The sequence below is a fragment of the Neoakkermansia glycaniphila genome (assembly GCF_900097105.1).
Lineage (GTDB): Bacteria > Verrucomicrobiota > Verrucomicrobiia > Verrucomicrobiales > Akkermansiaceae > Akkermansia > Akkermansia glycaniphila.
Map to the genome: position 1 here is coordinate 607,426 of NZ_LT629973.1, position 22,307 is coordinate 629,732.

Consider the following 22,307-nt stretch of genomic DNA (forward strand, 5'->3'; position numbering starts at 1 on the left):
CGCTGTATCCCGACGGTTACTTCATCTTGAGATGAAGACGGAAAATGCACTTGCCGCCCTCATTCGACACCGTCGCATAAATACCGTCCATAACCGCATCAAGAGCCGTCACTCCGGCAAAAGCATTTTCCACCAGTTCGGACTTGCCGACGATCCGGCGCACGAACGAGGCATTGTGATCCATCCACTTCTTCAACCCTCCCACACGGAAGACGAAAAGCCCCCCTCTGGCCGTACCGGACGGCGATTGAGCAATACGGACGATCTCTTCGTTCCAGAGGCGCGACGTACCCAGCACCAGCGATTCATCCGTCAGAATCAGGTTCGGTTCGCAATTCGGCTCATCATCCCCTTCTGCCAGAGAATAGACTGTTCCGCCGTTTCCGAAGGTCGATACCCGGAGAGTTTCAGGCATCATCTTTTCCCAATCCTTGCGGGACAATCCTTCCTTGAGGGCAAGTTGCTCCACTTGGGATAACAGGGCGTTCCACCCGGAAACGATCTGGCTGCGATCCCTGACGCTTGCATACAAAGCCACACGGGGAGCTGTCATTTGATCCAGAAGAGGCTGTGTCGCCGGGGAAATATCTTTCGGGAAAGAGCCCTTTCCGTCCACCAGAAGAGCTGAGTCCGTACCCAGCCCTTCCCACATGGTGCGGCACGATTTCCACATGGACTTGACGGTTTCCGCATACTGCCTTTCCTCTTCCAGCGTTTTGCGGCTGGAGATGCCTCCTCCTATCGTCGAACCGTACCAAATACAAGCAACAGCATTTTCCACCATATCCGCCAATGTCTTCGCGGCAGCCGGATTCACGGTCTGCTCCATCAGAAGAATCGTATCCGGATTGTCTGCCAGTGATGCCAGCGCCAGCGACCTGCCATCGTCGAACCATACAGACTTGCTCCCCGTCATTTCCACATGAAGACCGTCCTGCTCCCATGCGATGCATGTCGATGCACACGGTTCGGGCAACCCTTTGCCATCGGCCAGCGGATCAAGCACTCCGGCAACGGCGGCTTTGGCATCCTTCATCGTCTGACGGTCGGGCCAGTCGGCCATTTCCACGACTCGTTCCAGCAATTTTCTGGTTCCGGCATAGCGAGCCCGCTCGTTGGCTTCCATCGCGGCCACCAGCTCCTTGCCGGTATACATCAGGAAATTGGGCCGGTATGCCATCTTATCAGAGGCAAAAGCCAGCTTATCCGTCTTCAAAATGGATTCATCGGCATTGGCCGCCAGCTTGAGCTGGGTTGCAGGATCTTCCGTCATGGAGAGAATAAGCTTCCCATCGTGCACCGCACCCAGCACATAAATCTTTCTCCCCTTCAATCCCTCCAGCAGCTCGGTCAGAGGTTTCTTCATATTCGACTTCATGCTCTGGCCAAACACCCGCAACCGATCCGCCAATTGCGAACCTTCGATGCAAATGCCTGAGAAATGAACACCCGAATAATCACCCTCGTGATACACGCCCGCCCACTCTCCGGCACGCGATTTCAGCATGGCAATCATGGAAGACATCTGGGCTTCCACCATCGGCATCATTGAGCGTTCAGGGGTCACGACCGCCAGCAACGGAGGCATTGTGCCCGCATGCGCCCAGCCTTTCGCCGCAACCAACACATCCACCATGGCCTGGTCGGACAAACCGGAAATCCATGTACCCAGCGCTTCGTCGTCTTCCAGAAACTCATGCAGAGTTCGGCTATCCTTGGCGGCACGCACAGCTGCATACAAGGGAGCCATGCTGCGCATGCTCTCCGCCGATCCCTTGCCGCAAGCAATCACCGCATTGCGCACGCCAAGCACCGGCAACGGCACGTCGACAGCTTGACCGTCATTGAACAACCGGACGAGCTTCGAGCCGCACAAAGTCGTGGCTGTCTCGCCCACATCGAACGCACCCATGACGAATTCGGTATCGGCAGGAAAAAGCGACAATGACGATTGGAAATTCGAGCGATACTTCATCTCGGCGGTTTCAAGGCCGTTGCCCTGCCAGGACGCAGCCGGAGCGGGTTCCTGCGCATACACGCAGGGAATAAGCAAAGCTGCGAGGAACGTCGTCTTCATCTTCATGTTCATGATGTAATCGGGGAAATGTGGGTGATGGCAAAGCGGGGACACCTGTCCGGCACTTCGCTTGTCGAGTATAGAGAGGAGCATAATCGCTGTCAAGAAAGCAATCCTGCCCATCCTCCATATATCATGCCAGCAAGTCGCATACTATCGACTCCCTGCCGGTACCCGCTTGTCCGGAACGCGATACCCACCGCTCAACCTTCGTCCAATGCACCTTCCCCGCATCACGCACCATCACAGGATGCAAACTTGACTTTGCCATACGGGCTTGCTACCATTTCGACACGAATCATGTTTTCATTCCTTGCCGACAAACTGGACAATACCTTCCGCAAACTGCGCGGACTGGGAAAGATCTCCGAGAAGAACATCTCCGATGCGTTGAAGGACATCCGCGTCGCCCTGCTCGAAGCCGATGTCGAATTCTCCGTGGCGCGCGAATTCATCGCCCACGTCAAGGAACAGGCCATGGGTACGGAAGTACTCAAATCCATCAAACCCGGCGAGCAGATCGTCAAAATCTTTCGCGATGAAATCGCCGAACTCCTCGGTGGAGACGTCGCCACGCTCGACCTCACGGACCCCGCCCGCATCCTCGTCGTCGGCCTCAACGGTGCAGGCAAAACCACGACCAGCGCGAAACTTGCCCTCCGCCTCAAAAAAGAAGGCCGCCGCCCCCTTCTCGTCGCTTGCGACTTGATCCGCCCCGCCGCCATCGACCAGCTTGCTACGCTGGCGAAGCAAATCGACGTACCCGTCTTCACACCCGCTCCGGGGGAAAAAGATGTCGTCCGCGTTGCCAGGGAAGCCCTTCAGTGGGCCAAAACGCAGGACGGAACCGTCATCATCTTCGACACCGCCGGCCGTCAGGAAGTCGATGAAGAACTCATCGGCGAACTCAAACGCCTGAACGACTACATCGACCCGCGAGAAACCCTTCTCGTCGTCGATGCCGCTACCGGCCAGCAGGCCGTTCAGGTAGCCTGCACCTTCAACAACGCCGTCGGCATCACCGGCATCGTCATGACCAAGCTCGACGGCGATGCACGCGGCGGCGCCGCGCTCTCCATGCGCTCCGTCACCGGCAAACCCATCAAATTCGCGGGCGAAGGCGAAAAACTCGACCAGTTCGGACCCTTCGTACCTGACCGCCTCGCGGACCGCATCCTCGGCATGGGCGACATCGTGGGACTCGTGGAACACGCCGCCGCCCGCATCGACGAAGAACAGGCCATGAAATCCGCCCAGCGCATGGCGGAAGGCAAGTTCGACTTCAACGATTTCCTCGACCAAATGCGCATGATGCAAAGCCTCGGCCCGCTCGAAGGCCTGCTCGGCCTGCTCCCCGGCTTCGGCAAACTCAAAAAGCAGATACCCGCAGGCGCCCTCGACCCCAAGCGCATGAAGCACATGGAAGCCATCGTCCTCTCCATGACGAAAAAGGAACGCAGCAACCCCATGCTTCTGAACCCTTCCCGCCGCCGCCGCATCTCGGCAGGCTCGGGCCGCCCCATCTTCGAAGTCAACAAACTCATCAAAAACTTCACCGAAATGAAGAAAATGATGTCCGGCAAAGGCAAAATGGGCGCCATGATGAAACAAATGGCAGGCAGCATGCCCGGCATGGCTGGAGGCGGCGGCATGCCCGACCTCAGCGGCATCGACATGAAAAGCCTCGGTATGGGAGGCCTGAAAGGCATGGCCCTGAAAGGCGCCCTCAAGGGAGTCGGCGCAGCCAACAAAATAGGCAATCTGTTCCGCGGACGCTGAACGCGGAACCAAGCAACATCATCACCGGTACACCTCACAAGGCGTGCCGTTTCTTTTGGGACAGGGGAAGGAAATTCTCTGCCTCAATGCTTCTCGAGCCGTCCCACATTCGAACGCGCATCCGCATTGCCCAGGCCGGCGGCTTGCCTATACAAGGCAAGAGCCTTCTCCCGGTTCTTATCCACACCCTTCCCCCGCTCATACATGGAAGCGAGATTGTTCATCGCCTTATCGTCGCCAAGCTTCACGCCCTCCTGATAATAATGGACGGCCTTTCCTGCATCCGTCTCGCCCGCCAGCCCCTCTTCATACAGATAACCGAGGAAAAAAGCGACTCGAGGCATCGTGGGAGATTGGTCATACAGGCGCGACAACACTTTTCGGGCCATCTTCCCATCAGCTTCACAGCCGATACCGACCAACAGATAACGCCCCCACTCCACCAACGCTTCAGGATACAGGCTCGCAGCTGCGCGGAACACCAGTTCATAAGCCTTCTCAGGATTCTTCGCACAGGAACCGTACCCCTCTTCCTTATACCTGGCCAACCGCAACAGCCCGGGAGCATAATTCAGCACAGCCATACGCTGCGCCATCCCGCACGCCTTTTCCGGTTGAGGCGCACCACCGTACTTGCCCTCGTACAAATGGCAAAGCGACATCATCGCCGCACAACTATTCTGCTCCGCAGCACGCAGAAGCAGTTTTTCGACACGATCCACCACATCGCCCGAAGCCTCCTTATCCGAATCGATCCGTCCCAGCAACGCCATGGACACACGCAACAGAGCAATGACTTCACCACGCTCCGCCGCCTGCACCATATCCTCCTCGAAGCTGCCGTCCACCTCTCCTCCAACATCTTTTCCGACCCCCGCCCATAACAGCGAAAACTGCGGATACACCTTCATGGCCAGCGCATCCCCCTTTCCGGCGGAGCGGCGGAGCAACTCCAAGGCATCCTGATGAAACAGGGCAAGCCCCTGCTCCATCCATGCACCGACGGCCCTGGTATCCCCCATCGAAAGCCACCGCTGCAACACCCTGCAATAGGCCGCGGACATTCCCGGTTCACCCTTCACGGCGCGCATGCGCAAAGCCGCCATCCCCTGCGCCAGCGTTTCACCCATTCGGGCACGCAAATCCTCCCCTAATGCACCATGCTCATACTCCGACAGCAGAAAATCGATAAACAGCGGGTCTCCGTCGCGCGAACCATGCATCAGCAAAACAGCCTGAAACATATCGTTCCCTGCCGTCTTACCCTCCAGAGACCACCTCAAAGCCAGCGCCAGCATCCCGCGACCGTACGCCGCACGAGCCAGCCAGTAATCGTACCACCGTGAAGGCTCGTGGAACCATGGCGCATCGGCGGAGGTACCGGCGAACACATCGCCCCATACCTGCCGCTGCCCTGGGGAAGGCGGATTCATGGCATACAGATCGGCATTCTCCACCCCCTTGCGACTCCAGAACAGCACCAGCTGGAAAGCAGCGCGCACATCTCCCTTATCCGCAGCACCGAACAGCTCTTCCGAACTCCGGCACTCATACGGCAGTCCTTGCCCGCCGTCCGGAGAAGAGGATACCGCATCCGCCATGATCCATGACGAAAAACGGCACAAATCCGCCATCTCCTTTTCAGCTGCGCGCGTACCGTGCTGCTTTCCGGTTTCCTGCGCAAAAACGAACGAGGAAAGAGAAAACAAAGCACAGGCTATGGCGGCATGAGGGAATTGTATCGGCATAAAGTCAATGTAACAAAGCTTGCGACTTCCTGTGAAGAAAAAAAGGCGGCTGCACCACAAAAAAACGCCCTCTCCGGTTGGAGAGGGCGTCAAAAAAGAAAGACTATCGCAAAAATCAGCGGGCGGTCTTCACCGTCATGGCTTCCTTGCCGATACGGCCGCGGAGATAGTGAAGCTTCGCACGGCGCACGAGGCCGCGGGAAACGATTTCAACCTTGGCGATGCGGGGAGTGTGTACCGGGAAGGAGCGTTCTACACCTTCGCCGTAGGAAATCTTGCGGACGGTGAATGCTTCGTTCACACCGGAACCGCGCTTGGCGATCACGATACCCTGGAAAATCTGGACGCGTTCCTTACCACCTTCGATCACTCGGGTGTGAACCTTGACGGTATCACCGACGTTGAAGGGGGCGACCTCCGCCTTAAGTTGTTCCTGTTCGATCTTGTTGATAATGTTCATCTTGCTTTCCTTGTATTCGACGTTAAATGAGACTTGTAGTGAGTTGGGTGGCGGATTCTACATGAAAAATCCTGTCTTGGCAATGCAAATTTCTCATTGCAACCCATTTTTTCTTCCCAAAGCGCCGGACGAACGGAAAACAACGCCGCCGCCAACACCCTGTCGGAGAGGAGGAAACGCTATTTCCTTCTTTACTTTCGTTTCCGCATCCGTTAAAGTCGAAGCGTGGTTGCCATTTGCATCGTCGCCCTGTTTGCCTGCGTCGGACTGATCGATGCAGTCTGGCTTGCATGGAAAGGCGAATGGCTCATGCTCGCCATGCTGGCGCTCGCCGTCCTGACACCGGTTCTGAAATGGCTTTACGGCCTCGTCGCCTTTCTGCTGAAACTGTTCCTGTACTATCCCGTCCGCCGCATCGCGCCGGCCCCCGCATCGTCGCTGCAAGTATTCTCCATCTTCCTGTCGCACGTACTCGCCACCCTTTTAATCGGCAGCGGCCTGTTCGCCCTGTGCGCATGGAGCATCCCCCAAAGCCGCGCCCTTTCCCTGCTGACTGCGCTCATCCTCACGGTGAACACGGCCGTACCTCCCTCCCGCAAAGAAGAACAGAACGCCTTGGCGGACACCCTGCACACCGTCTCCTTCGTCGCAGCCCTGAGCACGTCCGGCGTCTTCATCCTCGGAATCCTCTTCCTGCATGCGGACGAGGTCATCTGCGGCCTGATGGCACTCCCCGTCGTCATCGCGGGTGCCGTCTTCAACATCAAGCTCTATCGCAAGCGCCTTCGCGCCACGGGAGGCACCACCCCGTGGGCCAAGCAATAACACGCGCCCAGTCGGTTCGGGCTTACTTTCCGGACTCCGCCTTACGGGCCTGATCTTCCCTGTCCTTCTCCATCTGGCTGCGAATGCCCGCCAGAAACACATCCTCCAATGAATTGCGGGGATGGCCGGAACCGAGCCACCTGGCCTCTCCATCCTCATCCACCACACGGCGCAGTCGTCCCAGAAGGTCGGAAGACGCATTCTCCAAAAGAATCTCCTCGCGTTTCGCATCACGAGTCAAATCGTCCATTGACCCCTCGGCAATAAGAAGCCCCTGATACAAAATCCCCACGCGGTCGCAAACCTCCTGCACCTGCTCAAGCAAATGCGAACACAGGAACACGGTCATCCCCTGCCCCTTCAACGCCATCACAATATCCCGGATCACGCGGGACCCGATCGGATCCACCCCTGCCGTCGGCTCATCGAGCACAATCAGCTTCGGCTTCTGCACCAAAGCCTGCGCCATGCCGATACGCTGGAGCATCCCCTTGGAATAGCCGCCGAGCCTTCGTTTTGCAGCATCCTGCAAGCCGACCAGCTCCAGCAGCTCATGGGTTCGCTCCTTCAACGCCCGACCGCGCAAACCGCACAGCTTGCCGTAAAAGCGCACCGTCTCCTCACCTGTCAGGAACTTGTAGAAATAGGGATTCTCCGGCAGGAAACCGATCTGTTCACGGTTGGAGGCATCCGTCGCCGAACGGCCGAACACCTCGCACTCGCCTGAACTCGGAGCCAGCAAGCCGATCAGCATCTTCATGATCGTCGACTTGCCGGAACCGTTCGGCCCCACCAGTCCGTACACGCTCCCCTGCGGAATCTGCAGGGAAACGCCTTTCACCGCATACACACCTTCCCTCCCCCAGGGAGAGGGAAACTGCTTGTGCACATGGCGGATATCGACGGCAGGAGCAGCCATAACTGAAAAATCGAAAAACGACTCACTCACTCTCGCCCAGCCTGCGCAACAGAGAGGCAGACATCTCAATCGCCTTCTCCCAGAGATCCAGCCGCATATTCTCGTTCGGCGAATGAATGCGGGCATCGGGCAGGCACAACCCCAGCAAAAGGGCATCTACGCCGAGCTGCTTGCTCATCTCCGCAATCACGGGAATACTGCCGCCCTCGCGCACAAGCACGGGCTTATTGCCGAAAGCCTCTTCCAGAGCCTGCTGGGCTGCCTTGCCGTAACGAGAATGAGGATCGCACACATACGCCTCGCCTCCATGCTGATTCACAAACCTGATCTCGACGCCCTTCGGCGCCACCTTCTCGAAATGGGCCTTCACGAGCTGCAAAATACGCTTGGGATCCTGCCCCGGAACGAGGCGACAGGAAATCTTCGCCACCGCCTTCGTCGGAATCACGGTCTTGCTACCCTCTCCTTCGTACCCGCCGAAAATACCGTTCAGCTCGAAAGTCGGACGAGCATAGATACACTCCGCTCCGGTATAACCGGCTTCCGTACGCAAAGCCTTCACACCCGTCAGGGCAGCCAGCGAAACATCGTCCATACCCGGCACCCGGCTCCACATCACGCGCTCCCAATCTGCCGGAGGCTCTACGCCGTCGTAAAAACCGTCGATCGACACGCGGCCTTCGGCATCATGGCACGTCGCCAGCATCTCCGCCAGCACCGTAATCGGATTGGCCACCGCACCGCCGAACACCCCGGAATGAAGATCCATCGCCGGGCCGTTAACGATCAGCTCGCCGCAGGCCACCCCGCGCAAACCGTAGGAAAACGTCGGCACATCGGGTGCAGCCATCCCCGTATCGGAAACGACGATCACATCACAAGCCAAAAGTTCCCTGTTCTTTCCCAGAAAATCGATCAAACTCGCGCTGCCGACTTCCTCTTCGCCTTCCAACAAAAACGTCACATTCACGGGCAGCGTACCGCCGCCTTCCTGCAACAGCGACTCCACACCGAGAATATGGGCGAAAAGCTCGCTCTTGTCATCCGAAGCTCCTCGGGCATAAATGCGCCCGTCACGCACGACCGGCTCGAAAGGATCGGACTCCCACAACTCGATCGGATCCACCGGCTGCACATCATAATGCCCGTAAATCAGCACACGGGGCTTCCCGGGAACCTCCGGACTCTTCGCAACGACAATCGGATGGCGCGCCGTCCCATGGCTACGCGCATCGAACCCCATGCCGGACAACTTGTCCACCAGCCAATCCGCACAATCCGCCACATCTCCGTCATGGGCACGCTGCGCCGAAATACTCGGAAAACGCAGCAACGTCATCAATTCATCCAGTCTGCTCATGACAACCACTCTACGCAAGAGCCTCAGGAAGGCAAGCCCCGAATGCGGCAGCGGCCACAATGCGCATGACCGCACGCTTCACCCGGATATGAACCGCGCCAACAATCTAACACAATCTAACTTATAACGTATTCACAATCCTGCAGCATACATTATACGCTTCCCAACCGCCAGCGAGTATGCTAGCATGTCGGCGGCCTTCTCCAACACCGTATGACCCGCCTCCGACAGCAACTCAACATCCCATGTATCATTCTTACCGGGCTTGTTTTGATCGACGCCTGCCCGGCAGTTCCTTACATAACGAATCGAACTGCTACAACTCGAGTCTCTGATCTCGAACAGCAACGACAAGCCGAAAAAGTAATTGCACAACTCGGCAGCAGCGACTTGAAACAATCGGACGAGGCCTTCCTGACTTGCGCCCGGCAAGAGAATGCCACGCTCACTCGCGCACTCCGCGAAGCAACCTATTCCGACAATCCGGAACTGGTGCGGCGCGCACAAATTGCATTGGCCCTCCAAACGCTCGCGTTGGCAGCTTCCACTGAAGACACCACCATTTTTCGGCTCAAAGCCCTGTACGAACTGGGAGACACGGAATTCACCACCATAGGCCTCAACCAGTGGGCGAGGGAACTGCTGACGGAAAACCGCGGAGGCAATGACGAAATCACCGCACTATGCACGGCGTTGGAAAGCTGGGACAACGTCAACCCCAAACTCGAAAGCGCCCTGATCTACCAAAGACTCATCCGCGCCTACAATCAGGGAGCGGATGACCCGCTCGGGGAACTCCGCCCATGGGTACAGGGATTGTACCGGCGCCTCAGAGGATTCAGCGACAACAAAATACTCCTGTATAACGACATCCTTCGCAACAACACCGAAGAAGTATACTTCCGCCATGGTCCGTGGCAATCCAACACCTGCCGCATCTGGACCGCCCCGCATGAATACGAACCGCTCGTTCTGGCAAACTCGCCGACGCGGTATGAACTCAGGCAGTTGCACTACCTCACCCACAACTTCAACACCTTGCGGACGGATATCGCGGAAGAAGGCATCAGCCGATTCAAACGCAAAGGGCAGGCCCTGCCTTCCTGCTGCATGAAATCCATGAACAGCCTGGCGGCGCGCCATCATCTAATACCCGTCGACATCCCTGCTACCGCCAAACAGATCAGAAACGCCGCAGCCACCATCCCGAAAAACATGCAGGGCTTCATCCCCCGCTGCCTGCTGGCACTTGGCGGAAAAATGCCGGCATGGGAAAAAATGGACGTCTATGATGACCTGAGCATCATGCACTTCCCGGACATCACCGCCGTCCGCCTGCCCCAATGGAACTGCGCTTACCTCATCACCCCGGATGAAAACACGGAATCGTACAGGCAGACATACAAACACAACCTGACCGAACTTGACGAACTCTGCAAACAGGCCAAGGCAAAAAACAAAACGGACCTGCTCATCGCACTCGCCCTCAAGGAATGCGACGACGCCCTCCCGGACAATCAGGAAACCCGCCACTCCGCCATCGCGACCAAACAAACGGCATGCTACAGCCTCCTGCTTGAAATGAACCTCGGCGACCTTGCCGTACCCGTTCCCTCCGAAGAAGGTCCGGAAAGCTTCAACATCATCGTCTCCAGCAACGATGCCAACCGCGACGAATTCGAACGCCTGCGGGAATTCGTTCCCCGCCAGCTCCACAGCTGCATCACCGGACTGGCCGTACTCGAAGAGCGAGGCGAATGGGATGCTCTCCGGACGGACTGCGCAGCCCTCGCTGAACTGCTCAACCGCTACGACGTCTGGTCACTCCTCATCTGCCAGCACGAACTCCGGGGCGTCAGCCCGCTGGCTCTGGCCGAACTCTTCTCACACTACGAACGCGACCCGCAACGAATCTCCCGCTATTTCGACATCCTTCGCTCTCCTCACTACAGCATCTTCCCGCAGTTCAACCGCGCATGGGGACTCGGAGGAGGCATACGCGCCGCCAACATCCTGGCAGGCAAAATCCCTGCCACAAACAGCGACAGGCAGGACATCCTTGACCGCATCGTCATCAACGGCATGGAGGGTTATCGGAACGGCACCATCGGCATCGACTCTCTCCATATCATGATCCGCCTCCTTGGCGAACAAGGCTATGGAGAAGCCGCTGGCGCACTGGCCTCACTCATTCCTGAATTCGGCAAAACGGGTTTCCCGTCTGCCGTCTATGCGATTGTCCACCACTTCATCGAGCAAAACAGGTTGGACCAGGCGGCCCCCTTCATTCGGGACATCAACGCCAGCAAACGATATGACCGCCCCCTGCTCCACCTCGCCATGTCTGAATATGAAGAAGCCCTCGGTCACGACGAACTGGCATGGAAACACTACAAAAACGCCGTCACCCTCAACGCACTCTTCTTTCAGGCCGGGTTGAGGGACGACTACGACCTTTTCGTGCAAACCCTTCTGACCTACGGCAACTACCGCGATGCCGAACGATTCTACTTCAACATGGGCCATCGTATCGTCGACATGCACAACCTGGCCGAAGCCTATGTTGAATCCGAACAATGGGACAAGGCGAACTACATCTACGAATACATCGTACACCGCGGCATCTGCGTCAACGCCCCGTCCTACACGGACCCCACCCATGAACAAATCGTCCTCTCGCGAGCCATGGCGGATTGGACTCGCGGCATGGTCCGGCTCGACCAAGGCAAACAAACGGAAGCATACCACCACATCGAACAGGCACTGTCGGACATCAGCGGACATCCCCGCCTCACCCAAGACATCCTGACCAGACTCCTGCCCAACACCGCCATCCCGGCAGAACGCCGCATGCAATGGAAAAACAATGAAATCCGGGCCCTCGAACAAAAACTTCACAACCAGCCGAAACACCCAGGCGCCCGCATGGCGCTCGACACCCTTCGCGCCACACGCCTACCCTGATCACGCCCCGCCGCCATGAACCGCACATCTCACATCCTCGCCTCCCTGACACTTGCCGGCAGCGTACTCGCGCAGGAAGACGCCACGCGCACATGGACGCTCGACAACGGCCAAACCATCCAGGCTGCAGCCATCTCCACTCCGGGAGACAGCATCTATCTTCAGAAAAAAGAAGGCCGCACCCTCCGCATCCCGCTCTCACGCCTGAGCGCCCAGGACCACGCCTACCTCCGCACCTGGAAAAAACCCGCTCCTCCCTCCGCCGTACCCATGCTTCCCCATACAATGGCAAGCGATGCAGACTCCATGCCTGTCCACACATGGAACATCGGCAACGGCCAAACCGTCCGTGCATCCATCCAAAGCCTGGGACCGAACGACCTCGTCATCCGCACCGGCGACGACCGCCTCTACAACCTGCAACGCAACGCGCTCACCCCGCAGGAAACGGCCCACGTCGAAGAATGGAAACGCTTGAACAGCATCCGTAATTGGAACGTATACTGCCAGTTGCACAGCAAGGAACCGCTCATCATCGAAGCATCCCTTTCCGACGCGATTCGGCGAACCGCCACACTGCGTCTGCTGGACGGCAGCCAGACCATTTACCGCTTCAGCCAATTCAAAGGGGAAGATCTGGACATCCTCCAGACCTGGGACACTCCGGACGAACGCATGGAACAAACCCTTGTCTTTCACACGGATGCAGCTGCTGCAGAAGCCGATGCCAAACGACACTCACGCCGGATCATGCTATTCCTCGTAGGGAAAAAGGGAAGCAGAGAAGAATCGCTCTGCGAACAATTCATCTGGAGCAACCCCTATTTGATCGAGTATTTGAACAAAAAATATACTCTAGTGCGCTATTACTGCGATGAAAACGGAAAATGGCCGGAACCCGTCCGTTTCCTCTTGGATAGGCAGACTCATCATCACGATTATCCATGGCATAAGACATTTCCTCAACTCATCATTGCCCATCATATCACACAAATCGACTACAATGCTCCCTCCTATTATCGCATCAACCTGAATGTCGTCCAGCCCTGTTCAGGCCTCAGCATCCCGGATGAACACTTTCCCAACTCCCATCCCGCCGCAAACCTGAAAACGCCTTAATCCCTCGTCTTGGCCTGCAAACGGGCACGCCGCAACTCCTCGCGCAACGCATGCGCATGCTTCCCCTCAGCCGACGACTTGTCCATATCGCGGGCATACTCCAATGCTGCCACGGCTGCATTGAAAGCAGCCTCGGAACGCGGAGAATGCACGCCATCATACAAAACAGCCGTCTTCCTCAGCAAAAGAGGATACAGCACACGAAGAGCAGCGGACTGGCGCAGGGCAACGGGCCGTCCGGCATCCTTGCAAAACGCGGCAACCTTGTCAATCACCGCCTTCAAGGAACGCGCATCGGCATTCGGGGACAAATCATGCACCTCCCCCATCAAAAGAAATAAATCCGCGCGATCGGACGCCTCCTTGACACGCCCCTGCAGCCTGCTTCTATCTGCCGATCGCAATGCGGCGGCGTCAGCCAGCCTATCGGCCAAAGGCAAACCATCGACCGTCGCCACAGCGCCGGCGACGCTGGCATACAGCCCATCCCGATCCGTCAGCACGAACGCAGGCGTATAAACCACCAGATCCCGCATCGCCTCCGCCGCATTCGAACGGCTCGCGCGATCAGCCGTCGCATCGCCAAGCTTCACAACCTCCCATGCCACATGGGCAAAACGGGCATCCCTCTTCAACTCGTCCAGCACGGCTCCCAATTCACGGCACGGAGCGGAATCGTCCACATACACGCGCCACACCTCGCCTTCCCGAGACGGCTCCGCATGCGCAACCTGCACGGAACACACGGCCGCAGCCGTGCAACATCCATAACCCAGACAGCGAAACATCAGACCCGGCGAATCGTAATCCGCTTATAACGATCATCACCGTCTTCCGACACCGTCACGACCCCTTCGATCTCCTTGAGTGCATTATGCACCAAACGGCGATGATAGGCATTCAAGGGCGGCATCTTCTGCTCCTCACCCGATTCCAGCACGCGTTCAGCCAAAGACCTTGCCTTGCCCAGCAGCCTCTCCTCACTCTTCTCGCGGTAATGGTCGCAATCGACCTTCACCCTCGGAGCATCCGGCAGAACATTCTGAATCATACGGTTGACGAGATACTGCAAATCGTCCAGACGATCACCGTCCTCACCGATGAGAAACCTGGCATCTTCCGATGCAATCTGAAGGCAGACGACACCGTCCTCCTCCGTCACATCGACATCATATGCGAAACCCATTGCATTCAGGATATCGCCCAACGACTTTTTGGCTACTTCAATCAAATCCATAGGACATCTACAGTATTGCCTCAAAATGCCTCCGAGACAAGCATAAAGTGAACCAGTCCGGAGTAAAATCCGGTATATGCTCCATTTCCGCACCACATGCAGCCATGCTGATTGCCCTGGTTCCAGCCCATCCGAGCCTCCGATCAACCTCACACGCAGGCACCAAGAACCAACCCCTCGCCCAAAATGCCATCCTCTCGCTTTCCACTTGCAAACCTCGGGGAACATGATACAATCGGCGTGATATGAAATTGCGCTCTTTTTCCAGTTGCAAACGCGGATTTACGCTCATTGAAATCCTGATCGTCATGGCTATCATCGCCATTCTCGCTGCGATTGCCTATCCCATCATCACCTCCAAACTCGTCGAAGCCAAACGCATGGAATCGCGAAAACAGTGCACCGACATCGAAAAAGGAATCAAAGACTTTTATGAGGACTACAACACCTATCCCGTCAAGAATGAAGGCTCCATTGCCGACAGCGGATCCGGCACCACCATCCGCACCACGGAAAGAGACCCGAACGACCTCATCACCATCCTCTTCGGCAAGGAAAAATCCGAAAACCGCATCAACGAAAAGAAAATCCAATACATCACCGGATCCATCGTTGAAACGAAAGTCAACGGCATCTACCGCCGCGGCGACAGCTACGGCTATTACGACCCGTGGGGCGAAGCCTACTACGTCGAAATCACCCACAATGTCGATGGAGAAGGCCTGAACGACCCCTGCGCCACCGGAACCAACAAATCCACGGATCAAAGCGTCATCGTCTGGGGTACCGGCCCCGACAAGGAAGGCCCTCGCGGCACCGGAGACAACACCAAAGACAACGTCTTCTCCTACAAAAGCGGCTCCAAATAACCTCTTCAAAACTTTCGATCACCACATAGCCTAAACCCATGAGCTGGTTCCAAACGGATGACGTGCGCATCACGTCCATCAAACCCCTGATATCCCCCGCCATCCTCATTGAGGACTTCCCCTGCACGCCGGAAGTGGAGCAACTCGTCTCCGAAACGCGCCACAACCTCCAGCAATGCATCAAGGGAGACGACGACCGCCTGGCCGTCATCGTCGGCCCCTGCTCCATCCACGACCCCGAAGCTGCCGTCGACTACGCCGGCCGCCTTCGCTATGCGATGGACCGCTACAAGGACGACCTCCTGATCATCATGCGCGTCTACTTCGAAAAACCGCGCACCACCGTCGGCTGGAAGGGCCTCATCAACGACCCCTTCATGGATGGCACATTCAAAATCAACCGCGGCCTGCGCATGGCCCGCGGCCTCCTCATCCGCCTCGCGGAAATGGGAGTGCCCGCCGCCACCGAATTCCTCGACACGATCTCACCGCAGTACATCGCCGACCTCATCACATGGGGAGCCATCGGAGCACGCACCACCGAAAGCCAGGTGCACCGCGAACTCGCCTCCGGCCTCTCCATGCCTGTCGGATTCAAAAACGGCACCTCCGGCAGCACGCAAATCGCCATCGACGCCATCGTCTCCGCCTCCAACCCGCACAGCTTCCTCTCCGTCACCAAACAGGGTGGAGCAGCCATCGTCTCCACCTCCGGCAACGACACCTGCCATCTCATCCTCCGCGGTTCCAGCCACGGCACGAACTACGATGAGGAACACGTTCGCAAAGCGTGGGAAACCCAGCAGAAAGCCGGCATCTCCAACCGCCTGATGATCGACTGCTCGCACGGCAACAGCAACAAGGACTGGCGCAACCAGGCCGTCGTCGCGCAGAACATCGCCGAACAACTTGCCGAAGGATCGGAACTCGTCGCTTCCGTCATGATCGAAAGCAACATCGTCTGTGGAGCACAGCCCAACAAGCCCCCCTTGAAATACGGGCAGAGCATCACGGACCAATGCGTCGGATGGGAAGAAACCCTCGACATCTTCGAAACGCTGGCCGAAGCAGTCCGGAAACGCCGGGCCCGCACACAGGCATAAAACCTCCGCCCGCATGAAAGAACCGCCTTCATGCGGGCGTATTATAGAAACCCGGCACCCATCGTCTCGCACCACATTCATATGAAAACACACTGGACATTACTTCTCACTCTCGGTATCTCCGTTGCCAACGCAGCGCCCTTGCCCGCTACCCAGCGTGAAACATTCGACTTCGGCTGGAAACACGCCCGCTTCGGCAACATGCCCGACGGCACCGTACAGCCTGAACCCGGAGCGGAATCCGCCCCCCTCACCTCTTCCAGCCACGAACACCAGAACATCGCCATGAACGCGATGGACGGCAACCGCAACACACGCTGGTGCGCCGCCAACGCCAACCCCGGCCACTACATCACAGCCGACTTCGGCAAACCCGTAGCCGTCAGCCAAATCAACGTCATCTGGGAAAAAGCTGCACCGCGCGACTACGTCATCTCCGGTTCCGATAACGGCAAAACGTGGACCGACATCGCCGCCCGCATCGGCGACAACGGAACGGAATCGGCGCAAAACCTCTACGGCAAAAACCAAAAACCTGCCGACTCTCGCGCTTACCGCTACTACAAATTCACCGTCAACGGAACTGGAGGCGGCAACTGGGCCAGCATCCGGGAAATCGAATTCACCGATGCCGCCGGAAAGAAAATCAAACCCGCCGGCGAAAAACTCAATGCCAACAAAGTACCGTTCGGAACCAACTTCGACGACACAAAATGGCGCTCCCTCAACCTCCCGCACGACTGGGCCATCGAAGGCCCCTTCCGCCCCGAACTTGAAAACGAAACCGGCAAACTCCCGTGGGTCGGCATCGGCTGGTACCGCAAAAGCTTCGACGTACCCGCCGATGCAGGAGAACACCGCTACTACCTCGACTTCGACGGAGTCCTCTCCATGCCCAAAGTCTACGTCAACGGCGAACTTGCCGGAGAATGGGGCTACGGATACTCCTCCTTCCGCGTAGACATCAGCAAACACCTCAAACCCGGCCAGAAAAACACCGTCGCCGTCCGTGCGGAAAACCTTCCGCGCTCATCGCGCTGGTACCCGGGCGCAGGCATCTACCGCCACGTATGGCTCACCAAAACCAACCCCGTCCATGTCGACAACTGGGGCGTATCCATCACCACCCCCCAAGTCTCCAACGACAGAGCCACGGTCGAAATCAAAACAACCGTCCTCAACACATCGGACAAACCCGCTACCGTCTCCGTTGAAAACGCCGTCGCAGGCGTAGCCGGAGCTGCGGGCAAACCAGAAACCGTCACCATCCCCGCCGGACAAAGCAAGGAAATCACCTCCACCATCCAACTCGGCAACCCCAAACTCTGGGATCTTGACACCCCCCATCTCTACGACCTCGCCACCACCATCAAACTGGACGGCAAAATCATCGACAAAGTCAACAACACCTTCGGCGTACGCACCGTCGAATGGAAACCCGATGGCTTCTACCTCAACGGCCGCAAAGTCCGCATCAACGGCGTCTGCCAGCATCACGACCTCGGACCGCTCGGTGCCGCCGTCTATGCGCGCGGCTACGAACGCCAGCTCGAAATCCTCAAGGAAATGGGGGTCAACTCCATCCGCACCTCACACAACCCGCCCGCTCCCGAACTGCTGGAAGCGTGCGACCGCATGGGCATCCTCGTCGACAACGAACTCTTCGACATCTGGGAACATCAGAAATACGACAAAGCCAACGGCTACCACATCCTCTGGAAAGACTGGCACGTCAAAGACCTCCAGAACTTCGTCAAACGCGACCGCAACCACCCCAGCGTCATCTGCTGGAGCGCCGGCAACGAAATCGACGAACAGGGCACCGCTCGCGGCAAAGAAGTAGCTCAGGAACTCGTCCGCCTCTTCCACGAAGCGGATCCCTCCCGCAAAGTCACCGTCGGCTGCAACAACCCCAATGCATGGAAAAACGGCTTCGGCGAAATCTTCGACATCTACGGCTTCAACTACAAACCCCACCTCTACGGCGAATTCATCAAACAGCGCCCGAACCAGCCGGTCATCGCCTCCGAAACCTCCTCCTGCGTCTCCACGCGCGGCGAATACTACTTCCCCGTCAAATGGGGAATCGGAGACGGCTTCTTCAACTACCAGGTCAGCTCCTACGACCTCTACGCCCCCGGCTGGGCCTACCGCCCCGACCGCGAATTCGCCGCACAGGACGCCAACCCCAACATCGCGGGCGAATACGTATGGACCGGATTCGACTACCTCGGCGAACCCACCCCGTACAACCAGGACCGCGCCAATGCAGGCAACTTCTCCAACCCTGAAGAAGCCAAAGCAGCCCTCGAACGCTTCGCCGCGCTCGGCAACAAAGCGCCCTCACGCAGCTCCTACTTCGGAATCGTAGACCTCTGCGGCTTCCCGAAAGACCGCTTCTTCATCTACCAGGTACACTGGCGTCCTGATCTGAAAATGGCCCACATCCTCCCCCACTGGAACTGGGAAGGCCGTGAAGGGGAAATCACCCCCGTCCATGTCTACTCCTCGGGCGACACCGCCGAACTCTTCCTCAACGGAAAATCGCAGGGTGTACGCGTCAAAAAACCGGGCAGCGACACCGAAGGCTACCGCTTCTTCTGGAACGACGTCAAATATGAACCCGGTGAACTCAAAGTAGTCGTCACCAAAAACGGCCAGCCCTGGGCAACCGCTACTCGCGCCACCACAGGCAAAACGGCAGCCATCGACCTTCAGGCCGACCGCACCGCCATCGCCGGAGATGCACGCGACATCAGCTACGTCACCGTCACCATGAAAGACGCCAAGGGCAACACCGTACCCACCGCCAAAGAACCGCTCACCTTCACCGTCAATGGCCCGGCTGAAATCATCGGCGTGTGCAACGGCAACCCGGTCGACCTCTCCGGCTTCCAGAAAAACACCATCGATGCCTTCAACGGCCTTGCACAAGTCATCGTGCGTGGCAAACGCGGCGAAAGCGGCCCCGTCACCCTCACGGCCACATCGCCCGGCATCAAAACAGCCACCATCAAACTCAACATCGCCAAACCGACTGCCGAACAACTCAAAAAATAACACGGCGTCCATTCGGAAAAACATCAAGCGCTGTTCCGCACACCGGAGCAGCTCTTCTTGTATCCCCTTAAAATCACAACTGCGTAACAACACCTCAACAACCTTGACCCGGAGGCGCAAATCTGTTCTATATAGAAAAGAACCACCCGCAGCCTCCCCATGCCGACCATCCGAACCCTCCTGCCGACCCTCGCCCTCCTGCTCCCGTCCATCGTCTGGAATGCCTCCGCAGACACCAGACGGGAAACGACCGAAATGCGTAAACTCAGGCAAAAAGCCGAACAAGGCAATGCCGAAGCGCAAAACAAACTTGGCAACCGATACGCCGAAGGCATCGGAACAGCCGCAGCCCCGGAACAAGCCTTCCACTGGTACAGCCGGGCAGCCGCACAAAACAACCTCGCCGCCACCACCAGCATGGGCATCTGCTACCTGCGGGGACTCGGCACCGAACCCGATGCGGAAAAAGCCCTCCAGTACCTCCATCGCGCCGCAGGCAGGGAAAGCCCCCGTGCCTGCGCCCTGCTGGGAGTCTGCTACATACAGGGCCATGGCACCCCGCAGAACATCAGGCAAGGCCTCACCTACCTCCGGAAAGCGGCAAACCAAAACAACGCCTCGGCCCAACACAACCTCGGAGCCTGCTATGCCGCCGGAATCGGCCTTGCCCAAGACGAAGTCGCTGCCTTCTTCTGGTACGAAAAAGCGGCCGAACAAGGCTACGCCCCTGCCCAGTACAACCTCGGCCTCTACTACGAACACGGCAAAGGCACCCCACCCTCGCGCCGCACCGCCGCCTACTGGTATGAAAAGGCAGCCGAACAGGGAAACACCGACGCCGCAACCGCCCTCGCCGTCCTCTGCCTGAACAGCGAAGGCATCCATCAAGACCTCCCGAAAGGAATCTCCCTCATGAAACAGGCGGCCGAACAAGGCAACCCGCAGGCGCAGTACAACCTCGCCCTCTGCTACAGAGAAGGCAAAGGCGTCTCGAAAAATCCGGCGCTCGTCCGGGCCTGGCTCATGCGCGCAGCCGAACAAAACCACATCGCCTCGCAATACCTCCTTGCCCGCACCTGCACATCCGAAGAAGGAATCATCCACACCCCGGAAGAGGCGGCCTCATGGTACCGGAAAGCGGCAGAACAAAACCACCCCGAATCCCAGTATGAACTGGGCATGAGCTACTACACCGCAGATGGCGTCCCATACGACCCCGAACAAGCCGTCGAATGGTTCAGGCGCGCCGCCGTCCAACACCACCCCAAAGCCCTGAACATGCTCGGCATCTGCTACACGCAGGGCATCGGAATACAACCGGACGCACAGCAGGCTTTCGAACACTTCTCCCGGGCAGCAGCCCTCAACGACCCGACGGCGCAATACAACCTCGCCGCCAGCCTCTCCACCGGCAGCGGCACCGCAACCGACCCGCAGCAAGCGGCACACTATTACCGGGAAGCCGCCATGCAAGGCCACCGCGAAGCCCGGTACCGGCTGGCAAACAGCTACGCCACAGGCACCGGACTCCCGCAGGACTGGGAACAAGCCATCCGCTGGTATCGAATGGCCGCCGCTCAAAAACATCCGGAAGCCCTCCGGCAACTCGGCCTCTGCTATGCCGAAGGCCACGGCATCCCGCCCGATGGACAACAAGCCATCCTCTTCCTTCAGGAAGCCGTCAAGCAAGGCAGCACCGCCGCATGGAACGACCTCTGCTCCCGGCAAAATCCCCCGGAACCGGCGCATGACTTCGACACCCTCCTCCTCCATGCAGAACAAGGCTCGCCGGAAGCCCGATACGCACTCGCGGAACAATACGCCCGCAGCGACCGCTCCGGGCCAGGCATGAAAAAAGCATTCCGATGGTACCTCCTTGCGGCGGAACAAGGCCTGCCGCAGGCTCAGCATAAAACGGCCCTTTGCTACGGAAAAGGCGCAGGCACACCGGCAAATGCACAGGAAGCAGCAGCCTGGCACCTCAAGGCAGCTCTTCAGGAGCACCCCGACTCCCTGTATCGGCTCGCCGTCTGCCGGCAATGGGGCATCGGCACTGCCATCGACATCCCTGCCGCCGAACGCAACTACCGGCAGGCAGCAAACCTCGGGCACCCGCAAGCCCAACGCAACCTTGCCCTGCTCCTCGCCACCCGGGCCAAAACGCCCGGAGACCGCGAACAGGCGCTCTCCTCCATGACCACCGCCGCCGAACACAACGATGCGGAAGCCCAGTACATCCTCGGCACATGGTTGGAACGAGGCACCTGCTCCGCTCCGAACACCGACGCAGCTCTGCACTGGTACTGCAAAGCTGCCGCCAACCGCCATGCAGGTGCACAAAACACACTCGGATGGCACTTCCAGCACGGCATCTGCGTCCCCCAATCCCATCGGCAGGCTGCCGACTGGTATGCCAAAGCCGCACAACGGGGCGACCCTACCGCCATCCTCCGATTCGCACTGGTCGGTAGAGGCATAACCCACACACCCTGGAACACCCACCCGGCACCGGAAACACCGCCGCGCCGCCATCGGGACGAACCGGACACGGCACCTCACTTATTGCCGCAGCCACCTCCCGTCCGCATCCATCTCGATGCAGCTCCCTGAAAAACGGGCCATCCATCGCGGCCACAACCATCCCGCCGCTCCCTGCGTGGAAAACGCCATACCCGTATCCGGAATGTACACCAATAAAAAAATTGGGAAATAATCCTTTTTTTTCAGACGATGCCATTCCTCAAACGTTATTCTAAGAGAAACCGCCCTAAAACGGCCATCCAGTCT

16 protein-coding genes are annotated in these 22,307 nt (G+C 58.1%); 8 read left to right on the forward strand and 8 right to left on the reverse strand.

Annotated elements, in window-relative coordinates; genetic code table 11:
• Positions 1–16: 16 nt before the first annotated feature.
• Together PYTT_RS02485 and PYTT_RS13245 are read right to left on the reverse strand one after the other, a co-directional pair.
• The gene (locus PYTT_RS02485) at positions 17–2,089 is read right to left on the reverse strand and encodes a hypothetical protein (RefSeq protein ID WP_067776426.1); all 2,073 of its coding nucleotides are present in this window, start codon (positions 2,087–2,089) and stop codon (positions 17–19) included.
• Between the two features lie 121 nt (positions 2,090–2,210).
• The gene (locus PYTT_RS13245; RefSeq protein WP_156850315.1) at positions 2,211–2,348 is read right to left on the reverse strand and encodes a hypothetical protein; all 138 of its coding nucleotides are present in this window, start codon (positions 2,346–2,348) and stop codon (positions 2,211–2,213) included.
• 29 nt (positions 2,349–2,377) lie between these two features.
• Between PYTT_RS13245 and ffh the strand changes: the two genes are divergently transcribed.
• On the forward strand, positions 2,378–3,856 hold the full coding sequence (gene ffh, locus PYTT_RS02490) for a signal recognition particle protein (protein ID WP_083076827.1): 1,479 nt from the start codon (positions 2,378–2,380) through the stop codon (positions 3,854–3,856).
• An 83-nt stretch (positions 3,857–3,939) separates the two neighbouring features.
• Here the strand turns inward: ffh and PYTT_RS02495 are convergent, their stop codons facing one another.
• Positions 3,940–5,604, reverse strand: a complete 1,665-nt coding sequence (locus PYTT_RS02495) for a tetratricopeptide repeat protein (RefSeq protein ID WP_067776429.1) — start codon at positions 5,602–5,604, stop codon at positions 3,940–3,942.
• Positions 5,605–5,719: 115 nt separating this feature from the next.
• Positions 5,720–6,064, reverse strand: a complete 345-nt coding sequence (rplS, locus tag PYTT_RS02500; RefSeq protein ID WP_067776432.1) for a 50S ribosomal protein L19 — start codon at positions 6,062–6,064, stop codon at positions 5,720–5,722.
• A 225-nt stretch (positions 6,065–6,289) separates the two neighbouring features.
• Here rplS and PYTT_RS02505 point away from each other — a divergent pair, with 225 nt between their 5' ends.
• Positions 6,290–6,889 carry a hypothetical protein gene (locus tag PYTT_RS02505; RefSeq protein WP_067776433.1) on the forward strand — a complete coding sequence of 200 codons (600 nt, stop codon included), beginning with the start codon at positions 6,290–6,292 and terminating at the stop codon, positions 6,887–6,889.
• A gap of 22 nt (positions 6,890–6,911) precedes the next feature.
• Here PYTT_RS02505 and PYTT_RS02510 read toward each other — a convergent pair whose 3' ends face one another.
• Positions 6,912–7,808 (reverse strand): ABC transporter ATP-binding protein, encoded by an 897-nt coding sequence (locus PYTT_RS02510; protein ID WP_067776436.1) that lies wholly within the window; start codon positions 7,806–7,808, stop codon positions 6,912–6,914.
• Between the two features lie 22 nt (positions 7,809–7,830).
• Complete coding sequence (locus PYTT_RS02515) at positions 7,831–9,168, reverse strand: dipeptidase (RefSeq protein WP_067776439.1); 1,338 nt, start codon at positions 9,166–9,168, stop codon at positions 7,831–7,833.
• 390 nt (positions 9,169–9,558) lie between these two features.
• On the opposite strand from PYTT_RS02515, the gene PYTT_RS02525 reads away from it, so the two are divergent.
• Both PYTT_RS02525 and PYTT_RS02530 read left to right on the forward strand, forming a co-directional pair.
• Positions 9,559–12,132, forward strand: a complete 2,574-nt coding sequence (locus PYTT_RS02525) for a hypothetical protein (RefSeq protein ID WP_067776445.1) — start codon at positions 9,559–9,561, stop codon at positions 12,130–12,132.
• Positions 12,133–12,147: 15 nt separating this feature from the next.
• Positions 12,148–13,251 (forward strand): hypothetical protein, encoded by a 1,104-nt coding sequence (locus PYTT_RS02530; protein WP_067776448.1) that lies wholly within the window; start codon positions 12,148–12,150, stop codon positions 13,249–13,251.
• On the opposite strand, the gene PYTT_RS02535 is transcribed toward PYTT_RS02530, so the two are convergent.
• The gene (locus tag PYTT_RS02535) at positions 13,248–14,039 is read right to left on the reverse strand and encodes a hypothetical protein (RefSeq protein ID WP_067776452.1); all 792 of its coding nucleotides are present in this window, start codon (positions 14,037–14,039) and stop codon (positions 13,248–13,250) included. The genes PYTT_RS02530 and PYTT_RS02535 overlap by 4 nt on opposite strands.
• The gene (locus tag PYTT_RS13550; protein WP_172801750.1) at positions 14,039–14,437 is read right to left on the reverse strand and encodes a Jag family protein; all 399 of its coding nucleotides are present in this window, start codon (positions 14,435–14,437) and stop codon (positions 14,039–14,041) included. Before PYTT_RS13550 ends, PYTT_RS02535 begins: the two co-directional genes overlap by 1 nt.
• Positions 14,438–14,733: 296 nt before the next feature.
• Between PYTT_RS13550 and PYTT_RS13250 the strand changes: the two genes are divergently transcribed.
• From PYTT_RS13250 to PYTT_RS02560, 4 genes are all read left to right on the forward strand, one after another.
• Positions 14,734–15,357 (forward strand): type II secretion system protein, encoded by a 624-nt coding sequence (locus PYTT_RS13250; RefSeq protein WP_067776457.1) that lies wholly within the window; start codon positions 14,734–14,736, stop codon positions 15,355–15,357.
• Positions 15,358–15,395: 38 nt separating this feature from the next.
• On the forward strand, positions 15,396–16,460 hold the full coding sequence (locus PYTT_RS02550) for a 3-deoxy-7-phosphoheptulonate synthase (protein ID WP_067776460.1): 1,065 nt from the start codon (positions 15,396–15,398) through the stop codon (positions 16,458–16,460).
• An 81-nt stretch (positions 16,461–16,541) separates the two neighbouring features.
• Positions 16,542–19,520: a beta-galactosidase GalB gene (gene galB / locus PYTT_RS02555; protein WP_067776465.1), complete on the forward strand. Its 2,979-nt coding sequence runs from the start codon at positions 16,542–16,544 to the stop codon at positions 19,518–19,520.
• Between the two features lie 159 nt (positions 19,521–19,679).
• Complete coding sequence (locus PYTT_RS02560) at positions 19,680–22,130, forward strand: tetratricopeptide repeat protein (protein ID WP_067776469.1); 2,451 nt, start codon at positions 19,680–19,682, stop codon at positions 22,128–22,130.
• The last annotated feature ends 177 nt before the right edge of the window (positions 22,131–22,307 follow it).

What these genes read in the sequence shown, in the direction of transcription:
- PYTT_RS02485 (WP_067776426.1), bottom strand. Translation starts at nt 2,089, where the DNA reads ATGAACATGAAGATGAAGACGACGTTCCTCGCAGCTTTGCTTATTCCC.
- PYTT_RS13245 (WP_156850315.1), bottom strand. Translation starts at nt 2,348, where the DNA reads ATGGCAAAGTCAAGTTTGCATCCTGTGATGGTGCGTGATGCGGGGAAG.
- ffh (WP_083076827.1), top strand. Translation starts at nt 2,378, where the DNA reads ATGTTTTCATTCCTTGCCGACAAACTGGACAATACCTTCCGCAAACTG.
- PYTT_RS02495 (WP_067776429.1), bottom strand. Translation starts at nt 5,604, where the DNA reads ATGCCGATACAATTCCCTCATGCCGCCATAGCCTGTGCTTTGTTTTCT.
- rplS (WP_067776432.1), bottom strand. Translation starts at nt 6,064, where the DNA reads ATGAACATTATCAACAAGATCGAACAGGAACAACTTAAGGCGGAGGTC.
- PYTT_RS02510 (WP_067776436.1), bottom strand. Translation starts at nt 7,808, where the DNA reads ATGGCTGCTCCTGCCGTCGATATCCGCCATGTGCACAAGCAGTTTCCC.
- PYTT_RS02515 (WP_067776439.1), bottom strand. Translation starts at nt 9,168, where the DNA reads ATGAGCAGACTGGATGAATTGATGACGTTGCTGCGTTTTCCGAGTATT.
- PYTT_RS02530 (WP_067776448.1), top strand. Translation starts at nt 12,148, where the DNA reads ATGAACCGCACATCTCACATCCTCGCCTCCCTGACACTTGCCGGCAGC.
- PYTT_RS02535 (WP_067776452.1), bottom strand. Translation starts at nt 14,039, where the DNA reads ATGTTTCGCTGTCTGGGTTATGGATGTTGCACGGCTGCGGCCGTGTGT.
- PYTT_RS13550 (WP_172801750.1), bottom strand. Translation starts at nt 14,437, where the DNA reads ATGGGTTTCGCATATGATGTCGATGTGACGGAGGAGGACGGTGTCGTC.
- PYTT_RS13250 (WP_067776457.1), top strand. Translation starts at nt 14,734, where the DNA reads ATGAAATTGCGCTCTTTTTCCAGTTGCAAACGCGGATTTACGCTCATT.
- PYTT_RS02550 (WP_067776460.1), top strand. Translation starts at nt 15,396, where the DNA reads ATGAGCTGGTTCCAAACGGATGACGTGCGCATCACGTCCATCAAACCC.
- galB (WP_067776465.1), top strand. Translation starts at nt 16,542, where the DNA reads ATGAAAACACACTGGACATTACTTCTCACTCTCGGTATCTCCGTTGCC.
- PYTT_RS02560 (WP_067776469.1), top strand. Translation starts at nt 19,680, where the DNA reads ATGCCGACCATCCGAACCCTCCTGCCGACCCTCGCCCTCCTGCTCCCG.